The sequence below is a fragment of the Acidovorax sp. 56 genome (assembly GCF_002749705.1).
Taxonomy (GTDB): domain Bacteria; phylum Pseudomonadota; class Gammaproteobacteria; order Burkholderiales; family Burkholderiaceae_C; genus Acidovorax.
Map to the genome: position 1 here is coordinate 132,504 of NZ_PEEV01000001.1, position 24,282 is coordinate 156,785.

The 24,282-nt window shown below is 64.5% G+C and carries 16 protein-coding genes; 8 read left to right on the top strand and 8 right to left on the bottom strand.

The annotated features are described in order from the left end of the window. The first annotated feature begins 41 nt into the window (after positions 1–41). From CLU88_RS00545 to CLU88_RS00565, 5 genes are all read left to right on the top strand, one after another. Positions 42–329: an H-NS family nucleoid-associated regulatory protein gene (locus tag CLU88_RS00545; protein WP_099654920.1), complete on the top strand. Its 288-nt coding sequence runs from the start codon at positions 42–44 to the stop codon at positions 327–329. A gap of 844 nt (positions 330–1,173) precedes the next feature. Then, complete coding sequence (locus CLU88_RS00550; protein ID WP_099658536.1) at positions 1,174–4,131, top strand: aconitate hydratase; 2,958 nt, start codon at positions 1,174–1,176, stop codon at positions 4,129–4,131. Positions 4,132–4,468: 337 nt separating this feature from the next. Continuing rightward, positions 4,469–7,795 (top strand): EAL domain-containing protein, encoded by a 3,327-nt coding sequence (locus tag CLU88_RS00555; protein WP_099654921.1) that lies wholly within the window; start codon positions 4,469–4,471, stop codon positions 7,793–7,795. Beyond that, on the top strand, positions 7,792–10,326 hold the full coding sequence (locus CLU88_RS00560; RefSeq protein ID WP_099654922.1) for a bifunctional diguanylate cyclase/phosphodiesterase: 2,535 nt from the start codon (positions 7,792–7,794) through the stop codon (positions 10,324–10,326). Before CLU88_RS00555 ends, CLU88_RS00560 begins: the two co-directional genes overlap by 4 nt. A gap of 63 nt (positions 10,327–10,389) precedes the next feature. After that, on the top strand, positions 10,390–11,625 hold the full coding sequence (locus CLU88_RS00565; protein ID WP_099654923.1) for an FAD-dependent monooxygenase: 1,236 nt from the start codon (positions 10,390–10,392) through the stop codon (positions 11,623–11,625). 75 nt (positions 11,626–11,700) lie between these two features. Here CLU88_RS00565 and CLU88_RS00570 read toward each other — a convergent pair whose 3' ends face one another. Continuing rightward, a complete protein-coding gene (locus CLU88_RS00570) occupies positions 11,701–12,966 on the bottom strand; it encodes an MFS transporter (RefSeq protein ID WP_099654924.1) in 1,266 nt (421 codons plus the stop codon). A gap of 356 nt (positions 12,967–13,322) precedes the next feature. Here CLU88_RS00570 and CLU88_RS00575 point away from each other — a divergent pair, with 356 nt between their 5' ends. Further along, positions 13,323–14,342 (top strand): hypothetical protein, encoded by a 1,020-nt coding sequence (locus tag CLU88_RS00575; protein ID WP_099654925.1) that lies wholly within the window; start codon positions 13,323–13,325, stop codon positions 14,340–14,342. Between the two features lie 194 nt (positions 14,343–14,536). Here CLU88_RS00575 and kynA read toward each other — a convergent pair whose 3' ends face one another. The 3 genes from kynA to kynB form a co-directional block, all read right to left on the bottom strand. Beyond that, positions 14,537–15,424, bottom strand: coding sequence for a tryptophan 2,3-dioxygenase (kynA, locus tag CLU88_RS00580; protein ID WP_099654926.1), 888 nt, complete (start codon positions 15,422–15,424; stop codon positions 14,537–14,539). Positions 15,425–15,450: 26 nt separating this feature from the next. Further along, a complete protein-coding gene (gene kynU, locus CLU88_RS00585) occupies positions 15,451–16,761 on the bottom strand; it encodes a kynureninase (protein ID WP_099654927.1) in 1,311 nt (436 codons plus the stop codon). A gap of 203 nt (positions 16,762–16,964) precedes the next feature. Further along, positions 16,965–17,603, bottom strand: a complete 639-nt coding sequence (kynB, locus tag CLU88_RS00590; RefSeq protein WP_099654928.1) for an arylformamidase — start codon at positions 17,601–17,603, stop codon at positions 16,965–16,967. 721 nt (positions 17,604–18,324) lie between these two features. Between kynB and CLU88_RS23425 the strand changes: the two genes are divergently transcribed. Both CLU88_RS23425 and CLU88_RS00600 read left to right on the top strand, forming a co-directional pair. Beyond that, complete coding sequence (locus tag CLU88_RS23425) at positions 18,325–20,061, top strand: methyl-accepting chemotaxis protein (RefSeq protein ID WP_099654929.1); 1,737 nt, start codon at positions 18,325–18,327, stop codon at positions 20,059–20,061. A gap of 12 nt (positions 20,062–20,073) precedes the next feature. Continuing rightward, complete coding sequence (locus tag CLU88_RS00600) at positions 20,074–20,595, top strand: chemotaxis protein CheW (protein ID WP_099654930.1); 522 nt, start codon at positions 20,074–20,076, stop codon at positions 20,593–20,595. A gap of 180 nt (positions 20,596–20,775) precedes the next feature. On the opposite strand, the gene CLU88_RS00605 is transcribed toward CLU88_RS00600, so the two are convergent. Genes CLU88_RS00605 through CLU88_RS00620 form a run of 4 tightly spaced genes read right to left on the bottom strand, consistent with a single transcriptional unit; the run spans position 20,776 to position 24,156 of the window. After that, positions 20,776–22,197, bottom strand: a complete 1,422-nt coding sequence (locus tag CLU88_RS00605; RefSeq protein WP_099654931.1) for an ATP-binding protein — start codon at positions 22,195–22,197, stop codon at positions 20,776–20,778. Continuing rightward, the gene (locus CLU88_RS00610) at positions 22,166–22,852 is read right to left on the bottom strand and encodes a response regulator transcription factor (protein ID WP_099654932.1); all 687 of its coding nucleotides are present in this window, start codon (positions 22,850–22,852) and stop codon (positions 22,166–22,168) included. The genes CLU88_RS00605 and CLU88_RS00610 overlap by 32 nt, the downstream gene beginning before the upstream one ends. Beyond that, positions 22,830–23,384: a hypothetical protein gene (locus CLU88_RS00615; RefSeq protein ID WP_099654933.1), complete on the bottom strand. Its 555-nt coding sequence runs from the start codon at positions 23,382–23,384 to the stop codon at positions 22,830–22,832. Before CLU88_RS00615 ends, CLU88_RS00610 begins: the two co-directional genes overlap by 23 nt. Before the next feature lies 1 nt (position 23,385). Further along, positions 23,386–24,156, bottom strand: coding sequence for a MipA/OmpV family protein (locus CLU88_RS00620; protein WP_158235563.1), 771 nt, complete (start codon positions 24,154–24,156; stop codon positions 23,386–23,388). Positions 24,157–24,282: the final 126 nt, after the last annotated feature.

The following is a 24,282-nucleotide window of genomic DNA, read 5'->3' on the forward strand; positions in this document are numbered from 1 at the left end:
TATAATCGCGAAACTGCCCTACTTACTTTTGATTACGCACCATGACCACTTACAAAGAACTGCTGAAGCAACGTGAAGCCCTGGAGCAACAAATCAGCGAAGCCCGCCGACGCGAACTGAGCGACGCTGTGAACCAGGTCCGTGCTTTGGTGGCTGAATTTGGTTTGACTTCGCAAGACGTATTCCCCACGGGCCGCGCACGCAGCGCCAGCGCAGGTACCAAGGTCGCTCCCAAGTACCGCAACCCCGCCACCGGTGAAACCTGGACAGGCCGTGGCAAGGCGCCCAAGTGGATTCAAAACGAAAACCGTGAGCAATTCATCATTTAATGATCGGCATTCACGGTCAATATAAAAAAAGCCCGCGTTAGCGGGCTTTTTTTATGGCTGGTCCATTGGCATGCAGGTTTCCAGGATTTTGTCACCAGCCATTGCAGCAGGGTTTTGGGTCCATCGGAGGGACAGTGGACTGCGTTTTACACTCGCATCGTTCCCGGCAGTTTTCCATGCAAACACTTTGGTGTCATTTTGACGTTTTGGAAACAATGGGGCTCCCGCAGTGTGCTTCATCACTATCACCCCCTTTCCTAATCAAAGTTAAAGATGCGGTTGGGGCTTTGGGTGGCATTGCGATGGGCCAGTTTGGGGCGTTGGCATATTGCTGCCTGAGAACTGCGCAATACAGGTGCGGCGCGCTTTTCCTGCCGGGGGATGGGCGTTCAGCGTGAGAAGGGTTGGTGCTTTGCGGGCTTCTCTTGTGCCGCAAGGTGGTGCATTCGCGGTTTAAGTCGTTAACCCGCTTGGGGTTATCCGTAGACGTGTCTTGGTTATGCCTGCCAATGGAGTTTCCGTGCCACGCACGATGGCCCCAGCATTCCGTGTGTGAATCATCGTGCCCCGGGCCCTGTGGCCTTGGTGGTCTACCTCGCGGCGTCCCCTCGCCATAGCGGCTGCCGCCGGATGTCCCCACGATTGCATCCTGGCCCGAGGGTGCCAGAATGGAAGTAGCGCCCCCAGAACCTGTGGATGACCTTTCGTGCCCTCGAAAAGACCGTTAACGGGTTCTGACGCCCGGTCTTGCCACAGTGCTCTGGTGCTTGCGGCAAATGACCGGGCGGGAGGGCTCACGCTCTTTGAACCGGTTTCTCCCCCGTTGTCTTCACAGGAGTTCGCCATGGCCTCATCGCCCAAGCCAGCCACAGCCTTGCCGTCTGCCCCCGCGCACCACGCGTTTTCCTACACCCTCCAGCGCTTTCAGACAGCGTCTGGCAAAGAGGGGCAGTTCTATTCCCTGCCCGCGCTGGCCAAGCAGTTCCCGCAGATCCGCCGCCTGCCCGTGTCGATCCGCATCGTGCTCGAATCGGTGCTGCGCAACTGCGATGGCCGCAAGGTCACGGCCGAGCATGTCAAGGAGTTGGCCCATTGGGCGCCCCAGGCCGAGCGCAAGGACGAGATCCCGTTCGTGGTCTCGCGCGTGGTGCTGCAAGACTTTACCGGCGTGCCGCTGCTGGCCGACCTGGCCGCCATGCGCAGCGTGGCCGCGCGCCTGGGCAAGAACCCCAAGAAGATCGAGCCGCTGGTGCCCGTGGATTTGGTGGTGGACCACTCGATCATGGTCGACCACTATGGCAAGAAGAATTCGCTCGACCTGAACATGAAGCTCGAATTCCAGCGCAACCGCGAGCGCTACGAGTTCATGAAGTGGGGCATGCAGGCCTTTGACACCTTTGGCGTGGTGCCCCCGGGCTTTGGCATCGTGCACCAGGTCAACCTCGAATACCTGGCGCGCGGCGTGCACAAGCGCAAGGATGGCGTCTACTACCCCGACACCCTGGTTGGCACCGACAGCCACACCACCATGATCAACGGCATTGGCGTGGTGGGCTGGGGCGTGGGCGGCATCGAGGCCGAGGCCGCCATGCTGGGCCAGCCGGTGTACTTCCTCACGCCCGATGTGGTGGGCTTTGAGATGACCGGCCAGCTGCGCGAAGGCGTGACGGCCACCGACCTGGTGCTCACCGTGACCGAGCTGCTGCGCCAGCACAAGGTGGTGGGCAAGTTCGTGGAGTTCTTTGGCGAAGGCACGCGCACCCTGGCGCTGCCCGACCGGGCCACCATTGGCAACATGGCACCCGAATACGGCGCCACCATGGGCTTCTTCCCGGTCGATGAAAAAACGATTGACTACTTCCAGGGCACGGGCCGCACCAAGGCCGAGATCGAAGCCTTTGAGGCCTACTTCAAGGCCCAAGGCCTGTTCGGCGTGCCGCTGGCGGGTGAGGTGGACTATTCGCAGGTCGTCAAACTCGACCTCGGCAGTGTCACCCCCAGCCTGGCCGGTCCCAAGCGCCCGCAAGACCGCATCGAGCTGGGCCAGGTCAGCAGCCAGTTCGCTGAGCTGTTCAGCAAGCCCAACGCGCAAAACGGCTTCAACCGCCCGGCAGAGCTGCTGCACACGCGCCATCACATCCACCGCCATGGCGAAGCTGCCGCCGAAGAGGCTACGCCAGACGGTAAGCCCACGCCGGCCGGCGCACCGCGCTCGGTGGTCGAGATGGAGGCCAACAAACCGGCACTGGCCACTGCGCACGGCGAGGCCCGCGCAGCCACGCTGCCCGCCAAGGGGGCTGACCCCACAGTGGGCAATGGCGACGTGCTGATTGCCGCCATCACCAGTTGCACCAACACCAGCAACCCCAGCGTGCTGCTGGCTGCAGGCCTCTTGGCCAAGAAAGCGGTGGAGGCAGGCCTCAAGGTGCAGCCGCACATCAAGACTTCACTGGCCCCTGGCTCGCGCATCGTCACCGAATACCTCACGCAGACCGGCCTGCTGCCTTACCTGGAAAAGCTGGGCTTTGCGCTGGCGGGCTACGGCTGCACCACCTGCATCGGCAATGCGGGCGACCTCACGCCCGAGCTGAACGAGGCCATCACCAGCAACGATCTGGTCTGCGCGGCCGTGCTGTCGGGCAACCGCAATTTCGAGGCGCGCATCCACCCCAACCTCAAGGCCAACTTTCTGGCCAGCCCGCCGCTGGTGGTGGCCTATGCCATCGCGGGCACAGTGCTCAAGGACCTGATGACCGAGCCGGTGGGCCAGGGCAAGGGCGGCAAAGACATTTACCTGGGCGACATTTGGCCGACCAGCGACGAAGTCCACGCCCTGCTGAAGTTCGCCATGAACGGCAAGGCCTTCCGCGAGAACTACGCCAAGGTGGCGACCGACCCCGGCAAGCTGTGGGAGAAGATCAAGGGAGTCAGCGGCACGGCCTACACCTGGCCCGCCAGCACCTACATTGCCGAGCCACCGTTCTTTGCCCAATTTGCTATTGAAAAAGGAGCTGCTAGCGCTTATGAATCAGGCGCTGGAGGTCAAAATGATGCCAAGCTTCCCTCGGTGCTGGGCGCCCGCATCATGGCGCTGTTTGGCGACTCCATCACCACCGACCACATCTCGCCCGCAGGCTCCATCAAGGAAAGCTCGCCCGCAGGCCAGTGGCTGCTGCAGCACGGTGTGCAAAAGGCGGACTTCAACAGCTACGGCGCGCGCCGGGGCAACCACGATGTGATGGTGCGCGGCACCTTTGCCAACGTGCGCATCAAGAACCTGATGATTCCACCCACAGCCGATGGCTCGCGCGAAGAGGGCGGCGTGACCGTGTTCCAGAACGAGGGGCCGCTGCAAGGCGAGAAGATGTTCATCTTCGACGCGGCCATGCAGTACATGGCGCAAAAGACGCCCACCGTGATCTTTGCGGGCGAGGAATATGGCACCGGCTCCAGCCGCGACTGGGCGGCCAAGGGCACGCAGCTGCTCGGCATCAAGGCCGTGGTGGCACGCAGCTTTGAGCGCATTCACCGCTCCAACCTGGTGGGCATGGGCGTGCTGCCACTGCAGTTCAAGGCCGGGCAGTCGTGGGAGACACTGGGCCTCGTGGGCAGCGAAGTCATCGATGTGGTGCCAGACCCCGCGCTCACGCCGCAAAGCGATGCCAAGCTGGTGATTCACCGTGGCGATGGCACCCACCAGGAGGTGATGGTGACCTTGCGCATCGACACCCCCATTGAGGTGGATTACTACCAGGCGGGCGGCATCCTGCCTTTTGTGTTGCGGCAACTGCTGCAGCCTTGAGGTGGGCCCGCCGGGGGGGAGCAGGGGGTGTGCCAACGGCTTGGCGTTGGCGGCGTACCCGCGCCGCAACGGCGGGGAAGAGTGGATGGACAGGCGTTAACGCCTAGATACACTCAAAGCTGTGCAGAGCCTCTTTTGCGCAGGCTGCTGCGGTAGCGCCCCGACCCGTGTGGTGGAGGAGGTTCACCGATGGGGTCGGGAATGTGCGCAGCTGCTGCGTGTGCGGTTGGGGCTTTCAAGGTGGTGTGGTGTGCGGGCCTGCACGGGCGCCTTGCGGTGCGGGCTCCAAATTCCAAATGCTTGTTGTGGCTCACGTTTTCGAATCGGCCCCTGCCCTATGCGTTTTCTTTCTCGCCGCTCTCTTGCAGGCGCCTTTGCCTCAGATTCACCCGCTGTGACGGTGGTGCTGGTGGTGGCCGCCCTGGTGCTGTTGCTGCCGCCCCTGTCCGTGCTGCTGGGGGGCGAGGGGCATGCCCTGCACGGGGTCGAGCCTTTGATGGAGCTGGCCTCGGTGCTGCTGGGGCTGCTGGTGGTTTCGGTCTCCTTGAACGTGCTGGACCCGCGCGAGCAGGGCCGCTCTAACGTGCTGGTGGTGGGGTTTGGTCTGGCCGCGGTGTGCAATTTTCTGCACGGTGCCGTGGCCCACTCGCCCGAAGGGCATCTGGCAGCGGGTTCGGCCGATGTATCGCTGTGGATGAGCACCTGGGCGCGCCTGGCAGAGTGGGCCGCGCTCACCTTGGTGGCGGCACGCTACTCCTTGCCGGGGCAGCCCCGTGCCTGGGCGGCGGCCGCAGGCCTGTGGGCGTTTGGCATGCTGTGGCTGGCTTCGGTGGGCGTGCCCACCTGGTTTGCGCACACGGGGCTGCGCAAGCCCCTGGGGCTGGTCCTGGTGGTTGCGCTGGGGGCCACGGCCGTGTGGCTTTACCGGGGCACAGCGGTGCAGGGACGCGAGCGATTCATGGCCTGGGCTGCGGGCGCTTTCATGTGTGGTGAGCTGGTGGTGGGCTTGGGGGGCGGCATGCAAGGCCAGCACTCCACTTGGGGCAACCCGCTGGCCCACGGCTTTCGGGTGCTGGCCTATGCGCTGCTGTTCCAGGGCGTTTTCATTGCAGGCATCCGTCGCCCTTATGTGCAGGTGCGCGAGGCGCAAGAGCGGCTGCGCGACAGTGAGTTAAGGCTGCAGCTGCTGGGGCGCAACCTGCCCCACAGCGTGCTCTACCAGATCGTGCGCGAGGCAGATGGCACCACCCGTTTTGTGCACATGGGGGATGCGATTGAGCGGCTCAACGGCGTGACGGCGGCGCAGGTGCTCGGCGACATGGAGGTGCTGCACCAACAGATCGTGCCCGAAGACCTGCAGGCGCTGGTGGCCGCGCGCCGTGAATCGTTTCACGCCATGGCATCGATGGAAGTGGTGGTGCGCATGCGTCGCCCGGACGGTGAGTTGCGCTGGATGCGGCTGAGCGCCTCGCCGCGTGCGCTGGAGGGCGGCCGGGTGATCTGGGACGGGGTGCAAAGCGACATCACCGCCGAGCGCCAGGCCGAGGTGGCGGCCCATGCGCACGAGGCGCAGATGGCCGACGTGCTGCGGCGGGTGCCCGGCGGCGTGGCGCGCATCGACCGCGACCTGCGTGTGCTCTACATGAACGCGCAGCAGGCCGACTGGCTGCAGCAGCCGGTGCAGGCCCTGGAGGGGCAGCGCCTGCCCGAGGTGATTTCGCCCTGGCTCATGGCGCGTTTGCGTGGGCCGATTGAGCAGGCGTTCACCGGGCAGACCGTGGTGTTTGAGCACCGGTCGGACTCCGAGAGGGGCACCCAATACTGGCGCACCACCATCGTGGCCGAATCGGCCGAGGGCCAGTCGCCCCCTGCGGTGGTGCTGTTTGCCTATGAATTGACGGATGTCAAGCGCATCGAGCTGGAGCTGGCTGAGCAAAAGACCCACCTGGCCAGCGTGGTCAACGCCATGCCCGACATGGTGTTCCTGAAAGACGTGGAGGGTGTGTACCTGGCCTGCAACCCCGTGTTTGAGCGGTTTGCGGGCCGCCCCGAGCGGGACCTCCTGGGCCTGACCGACCTGGATTTTGTGCCCGAGGCTGACGCCCAGAGGTTCCGGGCCATGGACCGCCGGGCCATTGCAGCCTGGCAGCCAGTGGTGTACGAGGAGACTTTGACCTTTGCCGAAGACGGCTACCAGGGCCAGTTTGAAACCATCAAAACCCCCATCCGCGATTCGCAAGGCCGTGTGACCGGTGTGCTGGGGGTGTGCCGAGACATCACAGACCGCAAGAGAGCAGAGCAAGAGATAGAGCGCCTGGCGTTCTACGACGCCCTGACAGGCCTGCCCAACCGGCGCCTGCTGCTGGACCGGCTGCAACGCTCCATCGCCGCAGGCCAGCGCACCAAAGCCCAAGGCGCGCTGCTGTTCATCGACCTGGATAACTTCAAAGACTTGAACGACACCCTGGGCCACGACATGGGCGACCAGCTTTTGTCGCAAGTGGCCGCCCGATTGGTGGGCAGCGTGCGCGAAGCCGACACCGTCTCACGCTTCGGGGGCGACGAATTCGTCGTCATGCTGGAAAACCTCAGCGCCGACCTGCACGAAGCCGCCACCCAGGCAGAAATCGTCGCCGACAAACTCCTGGCCAGCCTGAACGAACCCTTCGCGCTGGACGGAGGCCAACACTACAGCACCCCCAGCATCGGCATCACCCTGTACGGAGAACAACGCCTGACGGTCGACGAACTGCTCAAACGCGCAGACCTGGCCATGTACCAGGCCAAAGCCGCAGGACGCAACACCCAACGCTTCTTTGACCCCGACATGCAAGCGGCGGTGAACGCCCGCTCCAACCTGGAAGCCGACCTGCGCCAAGGCCTGGCACGGGGCGAACTCATGGTGCACTACCAACCCGTGGTGGACCACGACGGCAAACTCGTGGGGGCAGAAGCCCTGGCACGCTGGCGCCACCCCCAGCGCGGCATGATCAGCCCGGCAGACTTCATCCCCCTGGCAGAGCAAACCGGCCTCATCCTGCCGCTGGGGCAAACCGTACTGCACACCGCCTGCAGCCAACTGGCCGCCTGGGCGCAAAACCCGGCCACAGCGCACCTGACCCTGTCCGTGAACGTCAGCGCCCGGCAATTCAGACAAGCAGGCTTCGTGGCCCAAGTGCTGGGTACCCTGAAAGACTGCCAGGCCGACCCGCACCGACTCAAACTCGAACTCACGGAAAGCCTGCTGCTGGGAGACATCGAAGACACGATAGAGCGCATGGAGCAACTCAAGAAAGAAGGGGTGGGCTTTGCGCTGGACGACTTTGGCACGGGGTACTCGAGCTTGAGCTACCTCAAGCGGCTGCCGCTGGACCAGGTGAAGATAGACCAGAGCTTTGTGAGGGACGTGCTGAGCGACCCGAACGACGCGGCGATTGTGAGGACGATCCTGGCGCTGGCCAAGAGCCTGGACCTGGAGGTGGTGGCCGAGGGGGTGGAGACGGCGGGGCAGCTGGGGTTCTTGAGGCTGCACGGGTGCGAGGGGTTCCAGGGGTATCTGTTTGGCAGGCCTGTGCCTGTGGACGTGTTTGAGCGCGACCATGACCTGAGTCACCCTGAGGGCGCACAGCCCACGCAACCCCCACCACCCGGGGCCCGTGCATGACCGCAGCGGTGCTCTGGATTGACGAGGATGTGGCACACGCGCAGGCAGCCCAGGCGCTGCTGGCCACCACGCTGCCCGATTGCCGGGTCGTGCATGGCACTTGCGCGGCTGATGCGGCGGGGGCGCTGGCCTCGCAGGCGTGGCGGGCGGTGGTGCTGTGCCTGCCACCCACGGCCACCGATGTGGCCGGGCCGCTGGCGCTGTGCGCCGGGCACCCCGTGCTGCTGTGTGTGGCCCCGGCGCAAGAGGCGCTGGCGGCGCGGGGCTTTCGGTGTGGGTTGGGCGACTATGTGCTGCGCGCGCAGGTGCCTCTGGACGCGGATGGCGCGGCGGCCCATGCGCACCTGCCCGAGTTACTGCGGCGCCTGGCAATGTTGTTGCAGCAGCCCGCCTTGCCCCAGGGGCCAGAGCAGCCCCAGGCCCTGGGGCAATTGCAGCGGCAGCGGCTGGCGCTGCAGGTCACGCTGGGGCGCATGAGCCAAGGCATCTTCAAGACCGGGCCCGACGGCCGTGTGCACATCTACAACCAGCGCGTGCTGGAGTTGTTGGACCTTCCCGAATCGCTCATGACCACCCAGCCCACGCTGGCGCAGGTGACGCAGGTGCAGGCGCAGCGCGGTGATTTTGGCGAAGGCTATTCGCTGGTGGATGCGCGCGGGCAGGCGTACGTGGCCCAGGGGGCTGTCGCGGCATCGCCCGCCCTGTACTGGCGCGCCACCCGCGATGGCCGTACGCTGGAAGTGCGCACCACGGCGGTGGACGATGGCGGCCTGGTCCGCACCTTTGCCGATGTGAGCGACTATGTGCGCGTGGAGGCCGAGCTGCGCGAGAGCGAGGCGCGCTTTCGCTCGCTCAGCGATCTGTCGTCAGACTGGTATTGGGAGACCGATGCCCGAGGGTGCTTTGTGCAACTGGCGGGCGACTTGAGCATCAACGGCATCACCCAGGCAGATGTGCTGGGCCGCACCCGCTGGGAGCTGGGCGCGCTGAACATGAACGAGGCCGACTGGGCCACCCACCGTGCCGTGCTGGTATCCAAACAGCCCTTTCGCGACCTAGAACTGCAGCGCAGGCGCCCTGACGGCACCTTGCACTGGATCAGCGTGAGCGGCGTGCCCTTGCTGGACGGGCTGGGCGCTCTGCGGGGCTATCGCGGCGTGGGCCGCGACATCACCGAGCGCAAGGGCGTGGAAAGCCAGATTGAGCGTCTGGCGTTTTACGACGCCCTGACCGGCCTGCCCAACCGCAGGTTGCTGGTAGACCGGATGCAGCGTGCGCTCAAGACCGTGGCGCGGCGGCCTGTGCACGGCGCTTTGTTGTTCATTGACCTGGACAACTTCAAGGACCTGAACGACACCCAGGGCCATGACCAGGGCGACGAGCTGCTGGTGCAGGTGGCGCAGCGCCTGCAAGGCTGCGTGCGCGCCACCGACACCGTGGCGCGTTTTGGGGGCGACGAGTTTGTGGTGTTGGTGGAAGACTTGAACACGGAGGCCGCTCAGGCCAGTGCCGAAGCCGCCCTGGTGGCCAGCTACATCATCACCACGCTGGGCAAGCCCTATGCCATGGGGCCTTTGGGCGACACCAGCTACCACAGTACGCCCAGCATTGGCATTGCGCTGTTTGGCCCGCACCAGCCCTGCTCGGTGGACGAGTTGCTCAAACATGCCGACCTGGCCATGTACCAGGCCAAGGCCGCTGGCCGCAACACCCAGCGCTTTTTCGACCCCGAGATGCAGGCCGCCGCCCGCGCCCGCTCGGCGCTGGAGGCCGATCTGCGCCGGGGCCTGCAGCAGCAGGAGATGCGGCTGTACTTTCAGCCGGTGGTGGACTGCAGCGGCCAACTGCAGGGAGCCGAGGCCCTGGTGCGCTGGTACCACCCACAGCGCGGTGTGGTGGCCCCGGCCGAGTTCATCGGCATGGCCGAGCAGACCGGGCTGATCCTGCCGCTGGGCCAGTGGGTTCTGGAGGCAGCCTGCCAGCAACTGGTGGCCTGGTCGCGCACAAGGCTCACGCGGGCGCTGTTCCTGTCGGTCAACGTGAGCGTGCGGCAGTTTCGGCAGGCCGATTTTGTGGAGCAACTGCTGCAGGTGTTGCAGCAGACCGGCGCCAACCCCGAGCGCTTGAAGCTGGAGCTGACCGAGAGCTTGCTGCTGGCCGATGTGGAGGACGTGATCGCCCGCATGCAGCAGCTGCGCGAGCGGGGCGTGGGCTTCTCGCTGGACGACTTTGGCACGGGTTACTCGTCGCTGAGCTACCTCAAGCGCCTGCCGCTGGACCAGCTCAAGATCGACCAGGGCTTTGTGCGTGACGTGCTCACCGACTCCAACGACGCGGCCATCGTGCGCACGATCTTGGCGCTGGCCAACAGCCTGGATTTGGGCGTGGTGGCCGAAGGGGTGGAGACGCAGGGCCAGCTTGAATTCCTCAAACAGCACGGCTGCCCGGCGTTTCAAGGCTACCTGTTTGGCCGCCCCATGCCCGTGGCGGTGTTGGAGGCCGCGCTCGTGCCCGCGGGCGTCGAAGCGTAAAACTTGATCTGGGGCAGGGCTTGCGCAGGCCCCAGGCACCCCCGCAGGCCCGACAATGCGCGGATGAAAAAGCAGGTATTGATTGCCGGAGGCGGCATTGGCGGCATGGCTGCGGCGCTGGCCGCGTCGCGCGCAGGGTGGGACGTGCGCATGTACGAGCGCGTGGCGGCGTTCTCAGAGGTGGGCGCAGGCGTGCAACTGGGGCCCAACGTGGTGCGCTGCCTGCAGGCCTGGGGCCTGCAAAAGGCCTTGCAGCAAGTCGCGGCCTTCCCCGACAAACTGCAGGTGCGCAGCGCCCTCAGCGGGCAAGAGTTGGGCACGCTGGCGCTGGGCCGCACGGCGGTGCAGCGCTACGGAGCAGCCTACGCCACCATCCACCGCGCCGACCTGCATGCCCTGCTGCACGAGGGCGTGCAGCGCTACACCGACGCCCAACTGCACCAGGGCCTGGCCATCGAATCCTTTGTGGATGCCAGCACCACCGCCCAAAGCGTGCCGGGTGCCGAGACCGTGGTGACGGTGCGCACCAGCCAGGGCAAAGAGATCGAGGGTGACGCCCTCATTGGCGCCGACGGCCTGTGGAGCCGCACCCGCACCCAGCTGCTGGGCTACCAAACCCCCCGGGTGACGGGGCACTTGGCCTACCGCGCCCTGGTGCCTCAAAGCGCGCTGCCACCCTCTTTGCGCACGCGCCAGGTCACCGCCTGGCTGGGCCCGCGCCTGCACATGGTGCAGTACCCTGTGCGCCGGGGGGAGCTGCAGAACCTGGTGGTCATCGTGCAAGGCCCCGCACCCGCCAACCTGGAAACCTGGGACCACGACGCCAACGCCCGCGACCTGGAAGATGCCCTGCACGGCACCAGCACCGCACTGCAGCACGCCGTGCACAGCGTAGAGGCCGCAGGCAGCGGCTGGCGCCTGTGGCCCCTTTGCGACCGGCCCCCCGTGCGCAACCCCGACGAGATGGCCCAGGGCCTGGTGGCACTGCTGGGCGACGCCGCCCACCCCATGCGCCCCTACTTGGCGCAGGGTGCAGGCATGGCGATTGAAGACGCCGCCCAGCTCGAAAGCGCCTTGTCCATGCACGACCTGGACGTGCCGCTGCGCCTGCGCCGCTACGCCGTCAACCGCTGGCAGCGCAATGCAAGGGTGCAAGCCCGCTCCACGCGCAACGGACGCATCTTTCACGCCACCGGCCCGGTGCGCTGGGGGCGCGACTGGTCGCTCAAGCTGCTGGGCGAACGGGTGCTGGATGTGCCCTGGCTGTACCGGGGCGATACGGGTGACGCCAGTCGTTGACAGCTTTTTGCTATTAAATATATAGCTGCTAGCGCTTTATGAATAAGCGCTAGAGCCTGATTTGATTGGAATTTGTTAAGCCCCGGGCGGGCGAGGCAGCCAGCGAAAGGCCGCCGCCCCCACGGCCAGCATGCCCGCAATGGTGAACATCACCACCCCATAGGGGTCAGCCCCCTGGGCTTTGGCGGCCGAGGCGGCTGCGCCTGTGGCCCATTGCATCAGTGCCACCCCCAAAAACAACGCCATGGTGAAGACCGACATAGCGCGCCCTGTCATGGCCGCCGGGTAGGCCGACCGCACATCGGCGTACTGCAGCACCATGTAGCCCGACAGCAGCCCCACCGCAATCGGCCCGGCCACATCCAGCCACGCCAGCGGCCACTCGCCCATGGCGGCAAACAGCGCAGCCATCAGCACGGTGTAGCCCGTCAGCCAGCGCCTGCGGGCGCCGGGGCCCGGGTCCAGCCGACCAAAAAAGGCCGGGCTGAACAGCGACACCAGCGACATCACCGTGGCCACATGGCCGCTGGCCACCAGGCTAAAGCCATGCCGCTCGATCAGCAACGGCCCCAGCCACAGCCCGCGCAGCGACAGCATGGCCGCATAGGTCATCAGCGCCAGCAGCAAAATGCCCGCCGTGTGCGGCAGCAGAAAGAGTGCGCCAAAGCCGCGCACCGCCTGCAGCACCGATTCGCGCGGCAAGCTGTGTTGCGCCTGCGTTGCGGGCTCCCGCACCTTCCAGTAAATCAACCCCCAGGCAAGTGCCGCCAGCGCGGCAAGCACCCCAAACCCCATGCGCCAAGACGATTGCTGCACCAGCCAGGCCAGCGGTGTGCCGGTGAACAGCATGCCCAGCCCGCCCACCCCCATGGCCACGCCAGATACGGCTGCAAACTGCGACGGTGCAAAGTAGCGGGCGATGAACACCGTGCACACCAAGAACGCGGGTGCGCAGCCCACCCCGATCAACACCTGCCCCAGCAGCACCGCCCCATAGCTGGGTGCCAGTGCCGACAGCGCCGCGCCCGCAATCGCCAGCGGAAACGCCACCAGCAGCGTGCGCCGCACGCCGTACAGATCAATGCCAATGCCCATGAAAAGCTGCATGGCCCCAAACGCAAAGGCAAACGCGCCGGCAAACACGCCCAGGGCCTGGGCCGACAGCGCAAACTCGGCCTGCAAGCCCGTGGCCATGATGGCGGTGATGGTACGAAACGCCTGGCTCAGCGCAAAACCGCTCACCAGTGCCAGCAACATGGCCCAGGCCTGCCGGGGCTGCAGCGGCAGCGCCAAAGGACGGGGGAAGGGCGGCGCGCTGGGTGGGTTGGGTGGAGTAGCCATGGCAACAAGCGTAACGCTTGGTGTGGCCGGCACCTGTCTCTCGGGTGCCGCCGCGATGGCTTAGAACAGGTTCTTAGCGCCAGCGGGCCAGGCGTGTAGCAACCGCCCGCAGCCTTGCATCGCCCACTCTGCGCCCATTTGCGGTCCTTGGGGGCGCCACCCACGCCGCGCTGCTTGCGCCAAAAAGCGTTGGAGCGGCATTTTTCCGCACCGATAATCGCCCCCGGGTTTGCGCGGTCAACGGGCAGCCCCGGCGCCCGTTAGAGGGAGGCGCCCTGGAGCTGTTTGCCTTGGCTCCCCATCCTCACAAAATCAATATCGCTGCCGCGATGATTCCAACACCTCAGGAGGTTTTCATGTTGCTTCGCAACCCCTTGTACGGCTTTTGGGCCGTTTTATTGTTGTTCTTTGGGTTGCTGGCCCCTGCGGCTGCCCAGCGCGGGGGCGACAGTGGCGCCTATCAGGTGCTGAGCGCCCGCTACGGCACGGCCGAGCGCAACGTGGACGTGACCGAGCGGCTGCGGCAACTGGCTGGGATGGACCAGCCCATTCGCGTCCACAACGACACGTTTGGTACCGACCCGGACCGGGGCCGCGTCAAGGTGCTGCGCATTTACGCCCGTGGCCCCAACGGCGCCACCCGCACCTTTGAATACCGCGAAGACAGTATTGTGGACGGCACCCAGTTCACTGGCTGGACCGGTGGCAACTGGGGCCAGGGAGGGCACAACGGCGGCTGGCATGGCAACCAGGGCGGTGGCCAGGGCAACGATGGCCGCGATGACGGCGAGTTCCGCATCCTGCAGGCCCTGTATGGCACCTCGGAGCACCACGTGGACGTGACCCGCCGCCTGCGCGACCTGGCACGCGACGACCGCGCCATTGCGCTAACCAACGACACCTTTGGCGTAGACCCCCACCGGGGCCGCAGCAAGACCCTGCGCATTTATGTGCGCACCCGTGGTGGCCAAGAGCGCATGTTCGAATACCCCGAAGGCAGCACCATCGATGGCGCCCGCTTTACGGGCTGGGGCGGTGGCAACTGGGGCAATGAAGGCTGGAACGGCGGCTGGCAGGGCGGTGGCAACCAGGGCGGGTACCAAGGGGGCAACCAAGGCGGCTATGGCAACAACCAGCCGCGCAACCAACTGGTCATCCTCAATGCCGTGTATGGCGCTGGCGGCCAGATGGTGAACCTGACCGAGCGCCTGCGCTCCATGACCCAGGGCGACCGCCTGAGCACCCGAGTGGGCAACGAACTGGCGGGCTATGACCCGGCCCCTAATGTGCCCAAGGTGCTGTGGGTGACCTACACCATGGGCGGCCGCGAGCAGCGCGTGAGCGTGCGCGAGGGCGAGTACCTGAGCCTGCCCTGACGGGCCCGTCCCTGCGGGAGGGTATGACCGCAGGGGCATTGCGATGCTATGAAAAAAAGAGCTGCCAGCGCTTGATCCGCAAGCGCTGGCAGCTCTTTTTTCTTGAATCGGTATCTGTCTCGAATGTCTCTCACTCCCTCTGCCCTTGCGGGAGAGGGCGGGGCAGAGGTGGGCAAATTCTGAGGGCCTGCTGCTTACAGGTTGGTACGCAGGTGCCAGATCTCAGGGAACAGCACCACGTCTAGCATCTTGCGCAGGTAGCTCACGCCGCCCGTGCCGCCGGTGCCGCGCTTGAAGCCGATCACCCGTTCCACCGTCGTCACATGGCGAAAGCGCCACAGGCGAAAGGCGTCTTCAAGATCGGTCAGTTCCTCGCCCAACTGGTACAGGTCCCAGTGCTGCTCAGGGTTGCGGTACACGGTCAGCCAGGCTTGCTCCACCGCATCGCTTTCGGCGTAGGGCTGTGTCCAGTCGCGCTCGGTGTGGCTGGTGGGCACGGCAATCCCGCGCCGCGCCATCAGCCGCAGGGCCTCGTCGTACAGCGACGGTGCTTCGTAAGCGGCCTGCACCTGGGCCAGCAGGTCAGCGCGGTGCTCGTGGGGCTTGAGCATGGCGCGGTTCTTGTTGCCCATTGAAAATTCAATGCTGCGGTACTGGTAGCTCTGGAATCCGCTGGACTGGCCCAGGTACGGGCGCATGGCGCTGTACTCGGGCGGCGTCATCGTGGCCAGCACGTCCCACGCGTGCACCAGCTGCTCCATGATCTTGCTCACACGCGCCAGCATCTTGAAGGCGGGCGGCAACTCATCGCGTGCAATGTGGCCGATGGCCGCACGCAGCTCGTGCAGCATGAGCTTCATCCACAGCTCGCTGGTCTGGTGCTGCACGATGAACAGCATCTCGTCGTGCGCGGGCGACAGCGGCTTTTGCGCGGTGAGGATCGCGTCCAGCTGCAGATAGTCGCCATAGCTCATGCTTTGGCTGAAGTCGAGCTGGGCGCGCTCTTCGTGCACGATGGATTCGGGCAGGGCAGCGCCCGGTGCTTCGCTGGCGGGTGCAGGGGTTTGAGAGAAAGGGCACATGGTGTGGTCTCCTGGTTCGCGCTGGCTCAGGTCACCGCGTGGGTCTGGTTGAACTCGGGCTTTTGCCACTCGCCGCTTTCCAGCGTCAGCCGCAGGTGCTCCACCGCGTTCCACACGTCTTCAAAGCCGATGTACAGCGGCGTCAAACCAAAGCGCAAGATGTCTTTGTGCGGGCCTTTACCGCCGTCGCCTTTGCGGAAGTCGCCAATCACGCCGCGTGCAATCAGTGCCTGCACGATGGCGTAGGCACCGCTGCCCTGGCCGTTCACGCCTGCGCCTTCGTCACGCGTCAGGCACACCTGCGAGCCGCGCTGGGCATGCTCGCGTGGGGTGGCTAGGCCCAGGCCGTGGCCTGCGCAGCGCTCTTCCACCAGTTGGATGAACAGGTCCGTCAGCGCCAGCGACTTGGCGCGCAGCGCTGCCATGCCGCCCAGGCTTTGCGCGGCGGTGAACACATCCAGCCCGCACTGCAGGGCCGACAGGCTGATCATGGGCTGCGTACCGCACAGGTAGCGGGTGATGCCGGGGGCTGGCTGGTAGTCGGGCGTGAACTGGAAGGGCGATGCATGGCCCCACCAGCCCGACAAGGGTTGCCAGAACCGGTTGGCATGGCGCGGGTGCACCCACACAAAGGCGGGCGCGCCGGGGCCGCCGTTCAAATATTTGTAGCCACAGCCAATCGAAAAATCAGCGCCCGCACCGTTCAAGTCCACCGGCACGGCGCCCGCGCTGTGCGCCAGATCCCAAACGCACAAGATGCCCTGGGCGTGCGCGGCGGCAGTGATGGCGGCCATGTCGTGCATGGCGCCGGTGCGGTAGTTCACGTGCGTCAGCATCAGCACGGCCACGTCGGTGGTGAGCGAGGCAGCAATGTCTTCAGGCTCCACCAGCACCAGCTCCAGCCCGCGCTCCTTGCACAGGCCTTCGGCAATGTAGAGGTCGGTCGGGAAGTTGCTGCGCTCGCTCACGATGCACTTGCGCGCAGGGCTGTCTTCGCGGGCAATGTTCAGCGCCGCGCTCAGCACCTTGAACAGGTTGATCGAGGTGCTGTCGGTGCACACCACTTCATCTTTGCCCGCGCCAATCAGTGGGGCCAGCTGGTTGCCCAGGCGCTGGGGCAGGTCGAACCAGCTGGCGGTGTTCCAGGATTTGATGAGGTCGGTGCCCCATTCGCGCTGCACCACATCGGCAATGCGGGCGGGCGCGGCCTTGGGCAGCACGCCCAGCGAATTGCCGTCCAGGTAGATCACGCCCGGAGGCAGGGCAAAGTGGTCGCGCAAAGAGCGCAGGGGGTCTTGGGCGTCGCGGGTGCGGCAGTCTTGCAGGGTGAGGGTCATGGTCGTTAACTCGGGGTTTGCTTCTTTTTTGATAGCTGCTTGCGCTTGATTGATGAGCGCTAGAGGCCAAAAACGTTTGAAATCTTTATAGGGCAATGCCTTGCCTTACAGCGCGTGGCCCAGGCCAGTGCCATCGTGGAACCGGCTTTGCCGGGCCAGGAGGGGCGTCCCCTGGAGGGATGACGCGACGCGGCACAGGGGGGTCATAGCAATGAACGAAGCACAGCCCGCACGGGCGAGGCATCGGCGGTGGTCAGCTTCAATGGCAGCGCGATCAGCTCGTAGTCGCCCTCGGGCACGTCGTCCAGCACCAGGTTCTCCAGCACGCGCAGGCCGCGTCGGCGGATGACCTGGTGGCTGTCGAGCGTCTTGCTGTCGGCGGGGTCGATGCTGGCGGTGTCGATGCCCACCAACTGCACACCCAGGTCGGCCAGCTGCTCGATGGTGGCGGGCGCATAGGCGGTTAGCTGGCCGTCCCACTGCGCAGGGGCTTGGGCGTAGGTGCGCACCAGCACGCGGGCGGGCAGCGCGGGGAGGGCTGGGTTGATGGCGTGGGCAATGTGCTGCCACTCAATCAGCGGACCGCAACCCATGGCATGGATCACACGGCACGGGCCCAAAAACGCATCCAGCGCCACAGTCCCGATGCTGGCGCCGTCCTCGTCGTAGTGCAGCGGCGCATCGGCATGCGCGCCCACATGGGGCGACAGTGTGATGGCGCTGACATTGACCGGGCAGCCCGGGCCCATGGTGGCGCACCACTGCTGGCTGTAAGGCGTATCGCCCGGAAACACCGGGCTGCCTGTGTGAACGGGGGGGGAAATGTCCCAAAGCTTTTGCATGGGACGTGACGGTAATGGCCTGGATTTTTTGTGGTGTCGGTTATTTCCAACAACTACTGATTTTTGGCGAGGGGTTTGCCCGTCTCGGTTGACCGGGGGTGGTGGGCGTGGTTGCTGGGGTGCTGCTGGCGGGTGCGCCCTTTGCCAAGCCTGGGGCAGCGGCCATCGCTGCAAGCGGTATGGAGAAGCAATGAAGGCCACGAGTGTGGAGCCTGACGCAGGCACGCGCTGCGGGTTGGGGCCGTCAACAGCACGGACCTTGGTATCCACGGCGACTTGAGTGCTCAGCAGAGGTCAAGCCGCAACAAGAGCGACTCCGCAGGGCGTCAATCCATTAAATTTAAATTGATAACAATGTTTTAAGTAATTGTGAGTGCGTGCCTGAATTTCGCACGGAAGCTCTCATCTTCCTCACCCAGGCATGGGTCAATTTCCGTTCAATCCTGCTGCTAAACACTATTTCAGCCCAGTGCACATCGGTGCTTACTCTAAAAGATAAATATGATGCAATGCAGAATTTACTTTCATATTTATCATATTTATTTGATAATTTGCACCGATGGAAATGATTCCTTACCTTTTGCGCTGATGCCCGCTGCAAGCAGGGGCAGGTGGGCAACAAGAGGCTTAGTTTTCCAGACCGTTGAGTTCTGCTGGCTTATGCCATGGGTGTCACCCGGCCCAGCAGGCTCTTCCCATATGGATGTAAAGAGAGGACCTCATGAACCACTTGAAAGTCTCTACCCGCCTGATTCTGGGCTTTGGATTGCTGGCACTGATCGGCATCGTGATTGCAGTGATTGGAGCCTTGAACATGCGCTCCATGGCCCAAGACCTTCAAGAGGTCTCTGAGAACCGCATGGTCAAAGTGGTGCAGTTCACTGATATCAAAGACAACCTCAATGCGATTGGGCGCTTTGCTCGCAACATCCTGATTTCTGACGACCCTGCGTTTCGCAGCCAAGAAAAGCAAAAGATTGCAGAGCTGCGCAAGGCCAACAGCGACCTCCTGGCGACGCTGGACAAGACCGTCACGTTGTCCAAAGGCAAGGAGTACCTCGAGGTCATTCGGCAAAACCGTGGCAACTACAACAAGGCCATTGACCGTGCGATAGAAACCGCTGAGCAAGGCGACAAAGCTGCTGCGGGAGCCCTGTTGATCGGTGAGGTGCGCACGCTGCAGAACGTGGTCTTCAAGGCCGTGGAAGATTCGCGCACCTTGCAAAAAGACATCGCAGACAAGCTGGCAAGTGAAGCTGCCAAATCAGCAGCCACCTCTACATTGCTCATGGCCTCCTTGGGCGCTGCCATGCTGGTGCTGAGCCTGCTGGTGGGCTGGGTCATTGTGCGTGACCTGTCCAAGGCCCTGGGTGCAGAGCCCGCAGAGCTGGCCGATGCTGCCCAGCGTGTGGCCGCTGGTGACCTGAGCGTGGAGTTGCACACTCGCAGCGGTGACGAGGTCAGTGTGATGGCGGCCATGAGTGCCATGCAAAAAGCACTGACAGGTGTGGTGGCCACCGTGCGCAGTGGCGCAGACGGTGTAGCCACAGCCAGCTCTGAGATTGCACAGGGCAACACAGACCTGTCCAGCCGCACCGAGCAGCAGGCCAGCGCCCTGGAAGAAACGGCAGCCTCCATGGAAGAGCTGGCCAGCACCGTCAAGCAAAATGCAGACAGCGCCCGCCAAGCCAATCAGCTGGCCGTGAACGCCTCCACCGTGGCGGTGGAGGGCGGTGACGTGGTGGGCCAGGTGGTCAACACCATGAAGGTCATCAACGAAAGCTCCAAGAAGATTGCGGACATCATCAGCGTCATTGACGGCATCGCCTTCCAGACCAACATCCTGGCGCTGAACGCTGCCGTGGAAGCTGCCCGTGCTGGCGAACAAGGCCGTGGCTTTGCCGTGGTGGCCAGCGAGGTCCGCAACCTGGCCCAGCGCAGTGCCAGTGCGGCCAAGGACATCAAGATACTGATCGACAACAGTGTGACCGAGGTGGAGCGGGGCACGTCCTTGGTCGACCAGGCGGGCACGACCATGACCGAGGTAGTCTCGGCCATCCGCCGCGTCACGGACCTGATTGCGGAAGTGAGTGCCGCAAGCAACGAACAAAGCCAAGGCGTGGCGCAAGTGGGCGAGGCGGTATCGCAGATGGACCAGGTCACGCAGCAAAATGCAGCGTTGGTGGAAGAGAGCGCGGCCGCAGCCAGCAGCCTGAGCACGCAGGCCCAGCAACTGCAGCAGGCGGTGGCGGTGTTCAAGCTCGCAAGCGATGCCACCTACGGCGCGACCCGCGCCAATGCCTCGTTTGCCTCACCTACCTCGGCCCCAGTGCGCCAAGCCGTGGCGGCATCGCGCCCCCTGGCTGCAAAGACAAGCAGCCAGAAGATTGGAATGTCGGGCAATACGCCTACCGCAGCCCCAGCAGCCGCTGGCAGCGGTGAATGGGCAAACTTCTGATTGGGGGACCCAATGCTCAATACAGCCACAGTTACACCGTCGTCCTTGGCCGCGTCTGCTGCCAGCACAGGCGCACTGACCGAAATTCGAGAGTTTCTGGCGTTCAAGATTGCCAACGAGGAATACGGCGTGGACATCCTGCGGGTGCAGGAAATCCGCTCGTACGAAAAGCCCACCACCATCGCCAATGCCCCCGAGCACCTCAAGGGCGTGGTGAACTTGCGCGGCGTGATCGTTCCCATCATTGACCTGCGCATCAAGCTGGGTGTGGCCGAGGTTCAGTACAACCACCTGACCGTGGTAATCGTGCTGAGCATCGGCCAGCGCGTGGTCGGCGCCGTGGTGGACAGCGTGTCGGACGTGCTGACACTGGAGCCATCGCAACTGCGCCCTGTGCCGTCACTCGACTCGAACTTCGACCGCGAGCACTTGCTGGCGATTGGGTCGGTGGACGAGCGCATGCTCATCTTGCTGGACATCGAGAAGTTCCTGGCCGATACCGTGTTCGGCGAGATGGATGTTGCAGCCCATTGATTCACCAACGGTTCTTTCAGCCGCCTGTGCCGGGGGCTGCGGACCAGGGGGCATCATAACGTGAAGCGGCACGGGGACTTCTCAACGCTCGCAGCACAGCCCGCACCATCGCCGGCACGGGCGACGCATCGGCGCTGATCCGCTTGAGCGGCAACCTAGGTGCCCGCCGCACGAGGCAAATCAAGCATCGTTGCGGATTTCCTGGGGCGGGTCACTGGGCTGGAATCGAACGTGGACCTCCAGGCCCGGCTGGGAGGGGCGCGCCATGATCTGCCACTGGTGGGCACGGGCTATTTCCTGGCAGATGGACAGGCCCAGGCCTGCGCCTTCGTCGCGCCGCGTGGGGCCACGCCAAAAGCGCTCAAACAGTTTGCCCAAGTCTGCGGGGGCCACCCCTGGGCCTTGGTCTGTGACGCGAAAGCCCGCCGGGTCCGCCAGTACCGTGACGGTGCCCCCCGGTGGGCTGTGCTGGATGGCATTTTCGAGCAGGTTCTTGAGCAAGGTGAACAGCGCTCCGCGGTCTGCCTCCCAGCACAGTGGGGCTTGTTGCCCTTGCGTGCCGGTGTCCGCACTGTGGGTGATGTGCACCCCACTGCGTTCGGCAACGCGGGCCATGTAGTCGCAGACCTCGGCGAGGGCGGCTTGGGCCGACACCTCTTCCATGCGGTAGTTGCGGGGCTCACTGGCCTCGGCCAGCAGCAGCAGTTGCTGCACCTGGCGGGCCATACGGTCCACGTCCTGAAGCAAGAAGGGGTTGCGCTGGGTGGAGGGCACCATTTCGATCTGCGCGCGGATGAGGGCCAGTGGGGTCTTCAGTTCATGGGCCGCATTGGCCAGGAATTCCTGCTGCGTGCGAAAGCCCGCTTGCAATCGGTCCAGCGCGCGGTTGAAGGCTTCGACCAGTGGCGTCAGTTCGTCAGGTAGGTCGCGTGCCTGCAGGCGTGCGTCCAGCGTTTGAGGGGAGATGTTCTGGGCTTCTATGGACGCAGCGCGCAGCGGGTGCAGCATGCGTTGCAGCGTCAGGTGCGTGGCGACCAGAAAGACCGCGAGGAAGGTCAGGCAGGTGGCCAGAATGCCCTGCTGCAATGCCGGGGTGCCAAACGAGTGGCGCATTTTGAGTACCAATCGGTCGCTGGCGGCAAACTGGACATACCAGGTGGCGCCGCGATGTTCGATGGGTGTGGTGGCCGCATGCATTGGCACGCCCTCCCGCTGCAACTCAAACCGTTTGAGCTGCGGGTCAAACGCAGCGCCTGCCGGGGCCAGGGCCGTGGCTTCTTCGCTGGTGGGCGAGAAGACCACCCGGCCATCGGCGGTGGTGATGCGAACGAACACATCTTCTTTGAAGCTGGTGAATAGCCACTTGTCGATTTTTTCCTCATCGAACCCCATGGGGGTGCCGTCGGCGGCAAACTGGGTCCGTTTGGCCAGTCCTTGTGCAAAGTGCTCCGCGCCATATTGCAGCATGTAGCGGTTAAAGGGCTCTGCCAGGAAAAAGACCATCAACCCGACCAGCAGGGCGCTGGTCAGCATGCCAATGCTGTAGACCGCCAGCAGGCGGGTGCGCAGGCTACGAGGCCACTGAAGCTTCACGCAGGGCATAGCCTTGGGTGCGGAGGTTGACGATCTGCATGCACGAGCCCGCTGTGGTCAGTTTGCGGCGCAGCCTGTGCAGCGCCACGTCCAGCGCGTTGGGCGTGACGGCCTCTGTCAGGCCCCAGGCGGCTGCCTCCAGTGTGGACCGTTTGACGGTTCGCCCCGCTTTGCGGGCCAGGCACAGCATGATTTGCAGCTCGGTGGCGGGCAGAGGCACGGCGGTGCCTGCGCAAACCATGTGGCCGTGCTCTGGGCTGATCTGGACGTCGCCGTGGGCGGGCGCAAACTCTTGCACCTGGGCTGGGCGCCGCAGCAGTGCACGCACCCGGGCCACCAGCTCTTCCATTGGAAAGGGCTTGGTGAGATAGTCGTCTGCGCCCGAGTCCAGGCCTTCGATGCGGTCATGCAGTGCATCGCGGGCTGTCAGCATCAAGCAGGGAGTGGGGCGACCGGCGGCGCGCAGGCGCTTGACCAGGTGCAGGCCATCGCCGTCTGGCAAGCCTCTGTCGATGACCACCACGCCGTAGGTAATGTCTCGCAAAGCCAGCCAGGCTGGCTCCATGGCATGAAACACGTCGGTTTCAATGCCAGCATTGCCCAAGGCTTGGCGTACCAAATCGGCCAGCCTGCTGTGGTCTTCAATGAGTGCAATGCGGTTCATGGGGCCAATGTGCAAGCGAATGCTGGGGACGCTCGGTCAGCGCCAGCAGGTGGTCTTTCATCTGGGCAATGCGTTGGGGGTTGGCGTGGCGCAGCAGGGCCTGCTGCATCCACAGGGTTTGTGCCGCCGCTCTGCAATGGAGCGAAAGCAGCGCATCGCAAGCATCATAGGCGCAGGCCTCGCCGATGAAATCGGCCCAGATGGTCTGGTAGCGCCCATGTGCCATCAATGCTGCGGCCGCAAGCTGCCCCTTCGGTCGGTGCAGTGCGTTGTCGCAGAGGCAGCGCAGGTAGGCCCTCAGGTGCCGAGCGGCGCCCGGTGGCTCGGTGTCCAGCGCCACCACCATGGCTTGGCGAAAGGCCTGCACGGTGCGCTCGAAGAGCGCGTCCAGCCGCGCACGGTGATGGGCCTGGGGGCTGTGCAGCCGCCTTGCTATGCCCGGATGGCTTTGCAGGGCATGCGCATGCACCCTTTGGAGAGCCTGGGGCGCGGGCGCTTCCAGCGTGCACACAAACGGGCCCAGGTGCCGCATCTCAGAAACGGTACAGGTAGCCGATGGTGGCCCGCGACAGGCTCGATCGGCCCACGATGGGGCTGCGTTTGATTTCGTCAGGCAACTGGGTGCTGCTGATGTCCAGGAAGATGGTTTGCTTGGGCTGCAGTGGGTAGTCCAGCCGCAAACCCAGCTCCAGCGCCGTGGCGGCCTTGCCGGTGTATTGGGGGCGGTTGGGCTGGGCTTCGCTCGCCTTCACGCCAAAGTAGTAGTCCACGTATTTCTTGTCCAGCCACTGGGCTTGCACCCTTGGGGTGATGCCCAGTGGGCCAACGCTGAAACGCCGGTCCAGTTGCAGCATCGCCTTTTGCCCCTTGCTGTGGCCCGATGCGTCTGCCGTCCATTCTGCGGTGGCGCGCACGAGGGGGTGCGTCCAGGTGGCTGTTCCCCCAGCCCAGAAACCACCTTTGCGTTCGTCCATGCCCGCCAGGATGGGCGCGTCGTCCGCTTTGTAGCCGATGCCTTCGTATTTGAGGCGACCAGTCAGTGCGATGGAACTGCTGGCGCCCACGGGCCATTGGCCCAGCTTGAGATCGGCAGCGGTGCCCGCCACGCGCAGCCAGGTGTTTTCGTAGTGCAGCAAAGGCAGCGCCCGCGTTTTGTTGTCGTCACCCAGGTAGGGGCTTTGAAACACCCCGACGCCAATGCCCAGACCCCATTGCGGCGCCGTTGATGTGGATTGTGTGGACGGTGCGACTTCGGATTGCGCCGCGGCATTGCCCGAAAGCGCAAGAGCGGCGAGGGCCGCCATGGCGAGATGGGAGCGCGCGGCGGCAGGGAATGTGGATGCGAGGGGCTGGGGTTTGTGCACGGAGGGCGTCCTGGTTACGAAAGCATCCATCGTCCGCTGCCTGGACTTACTGGCGACTTACCGTGT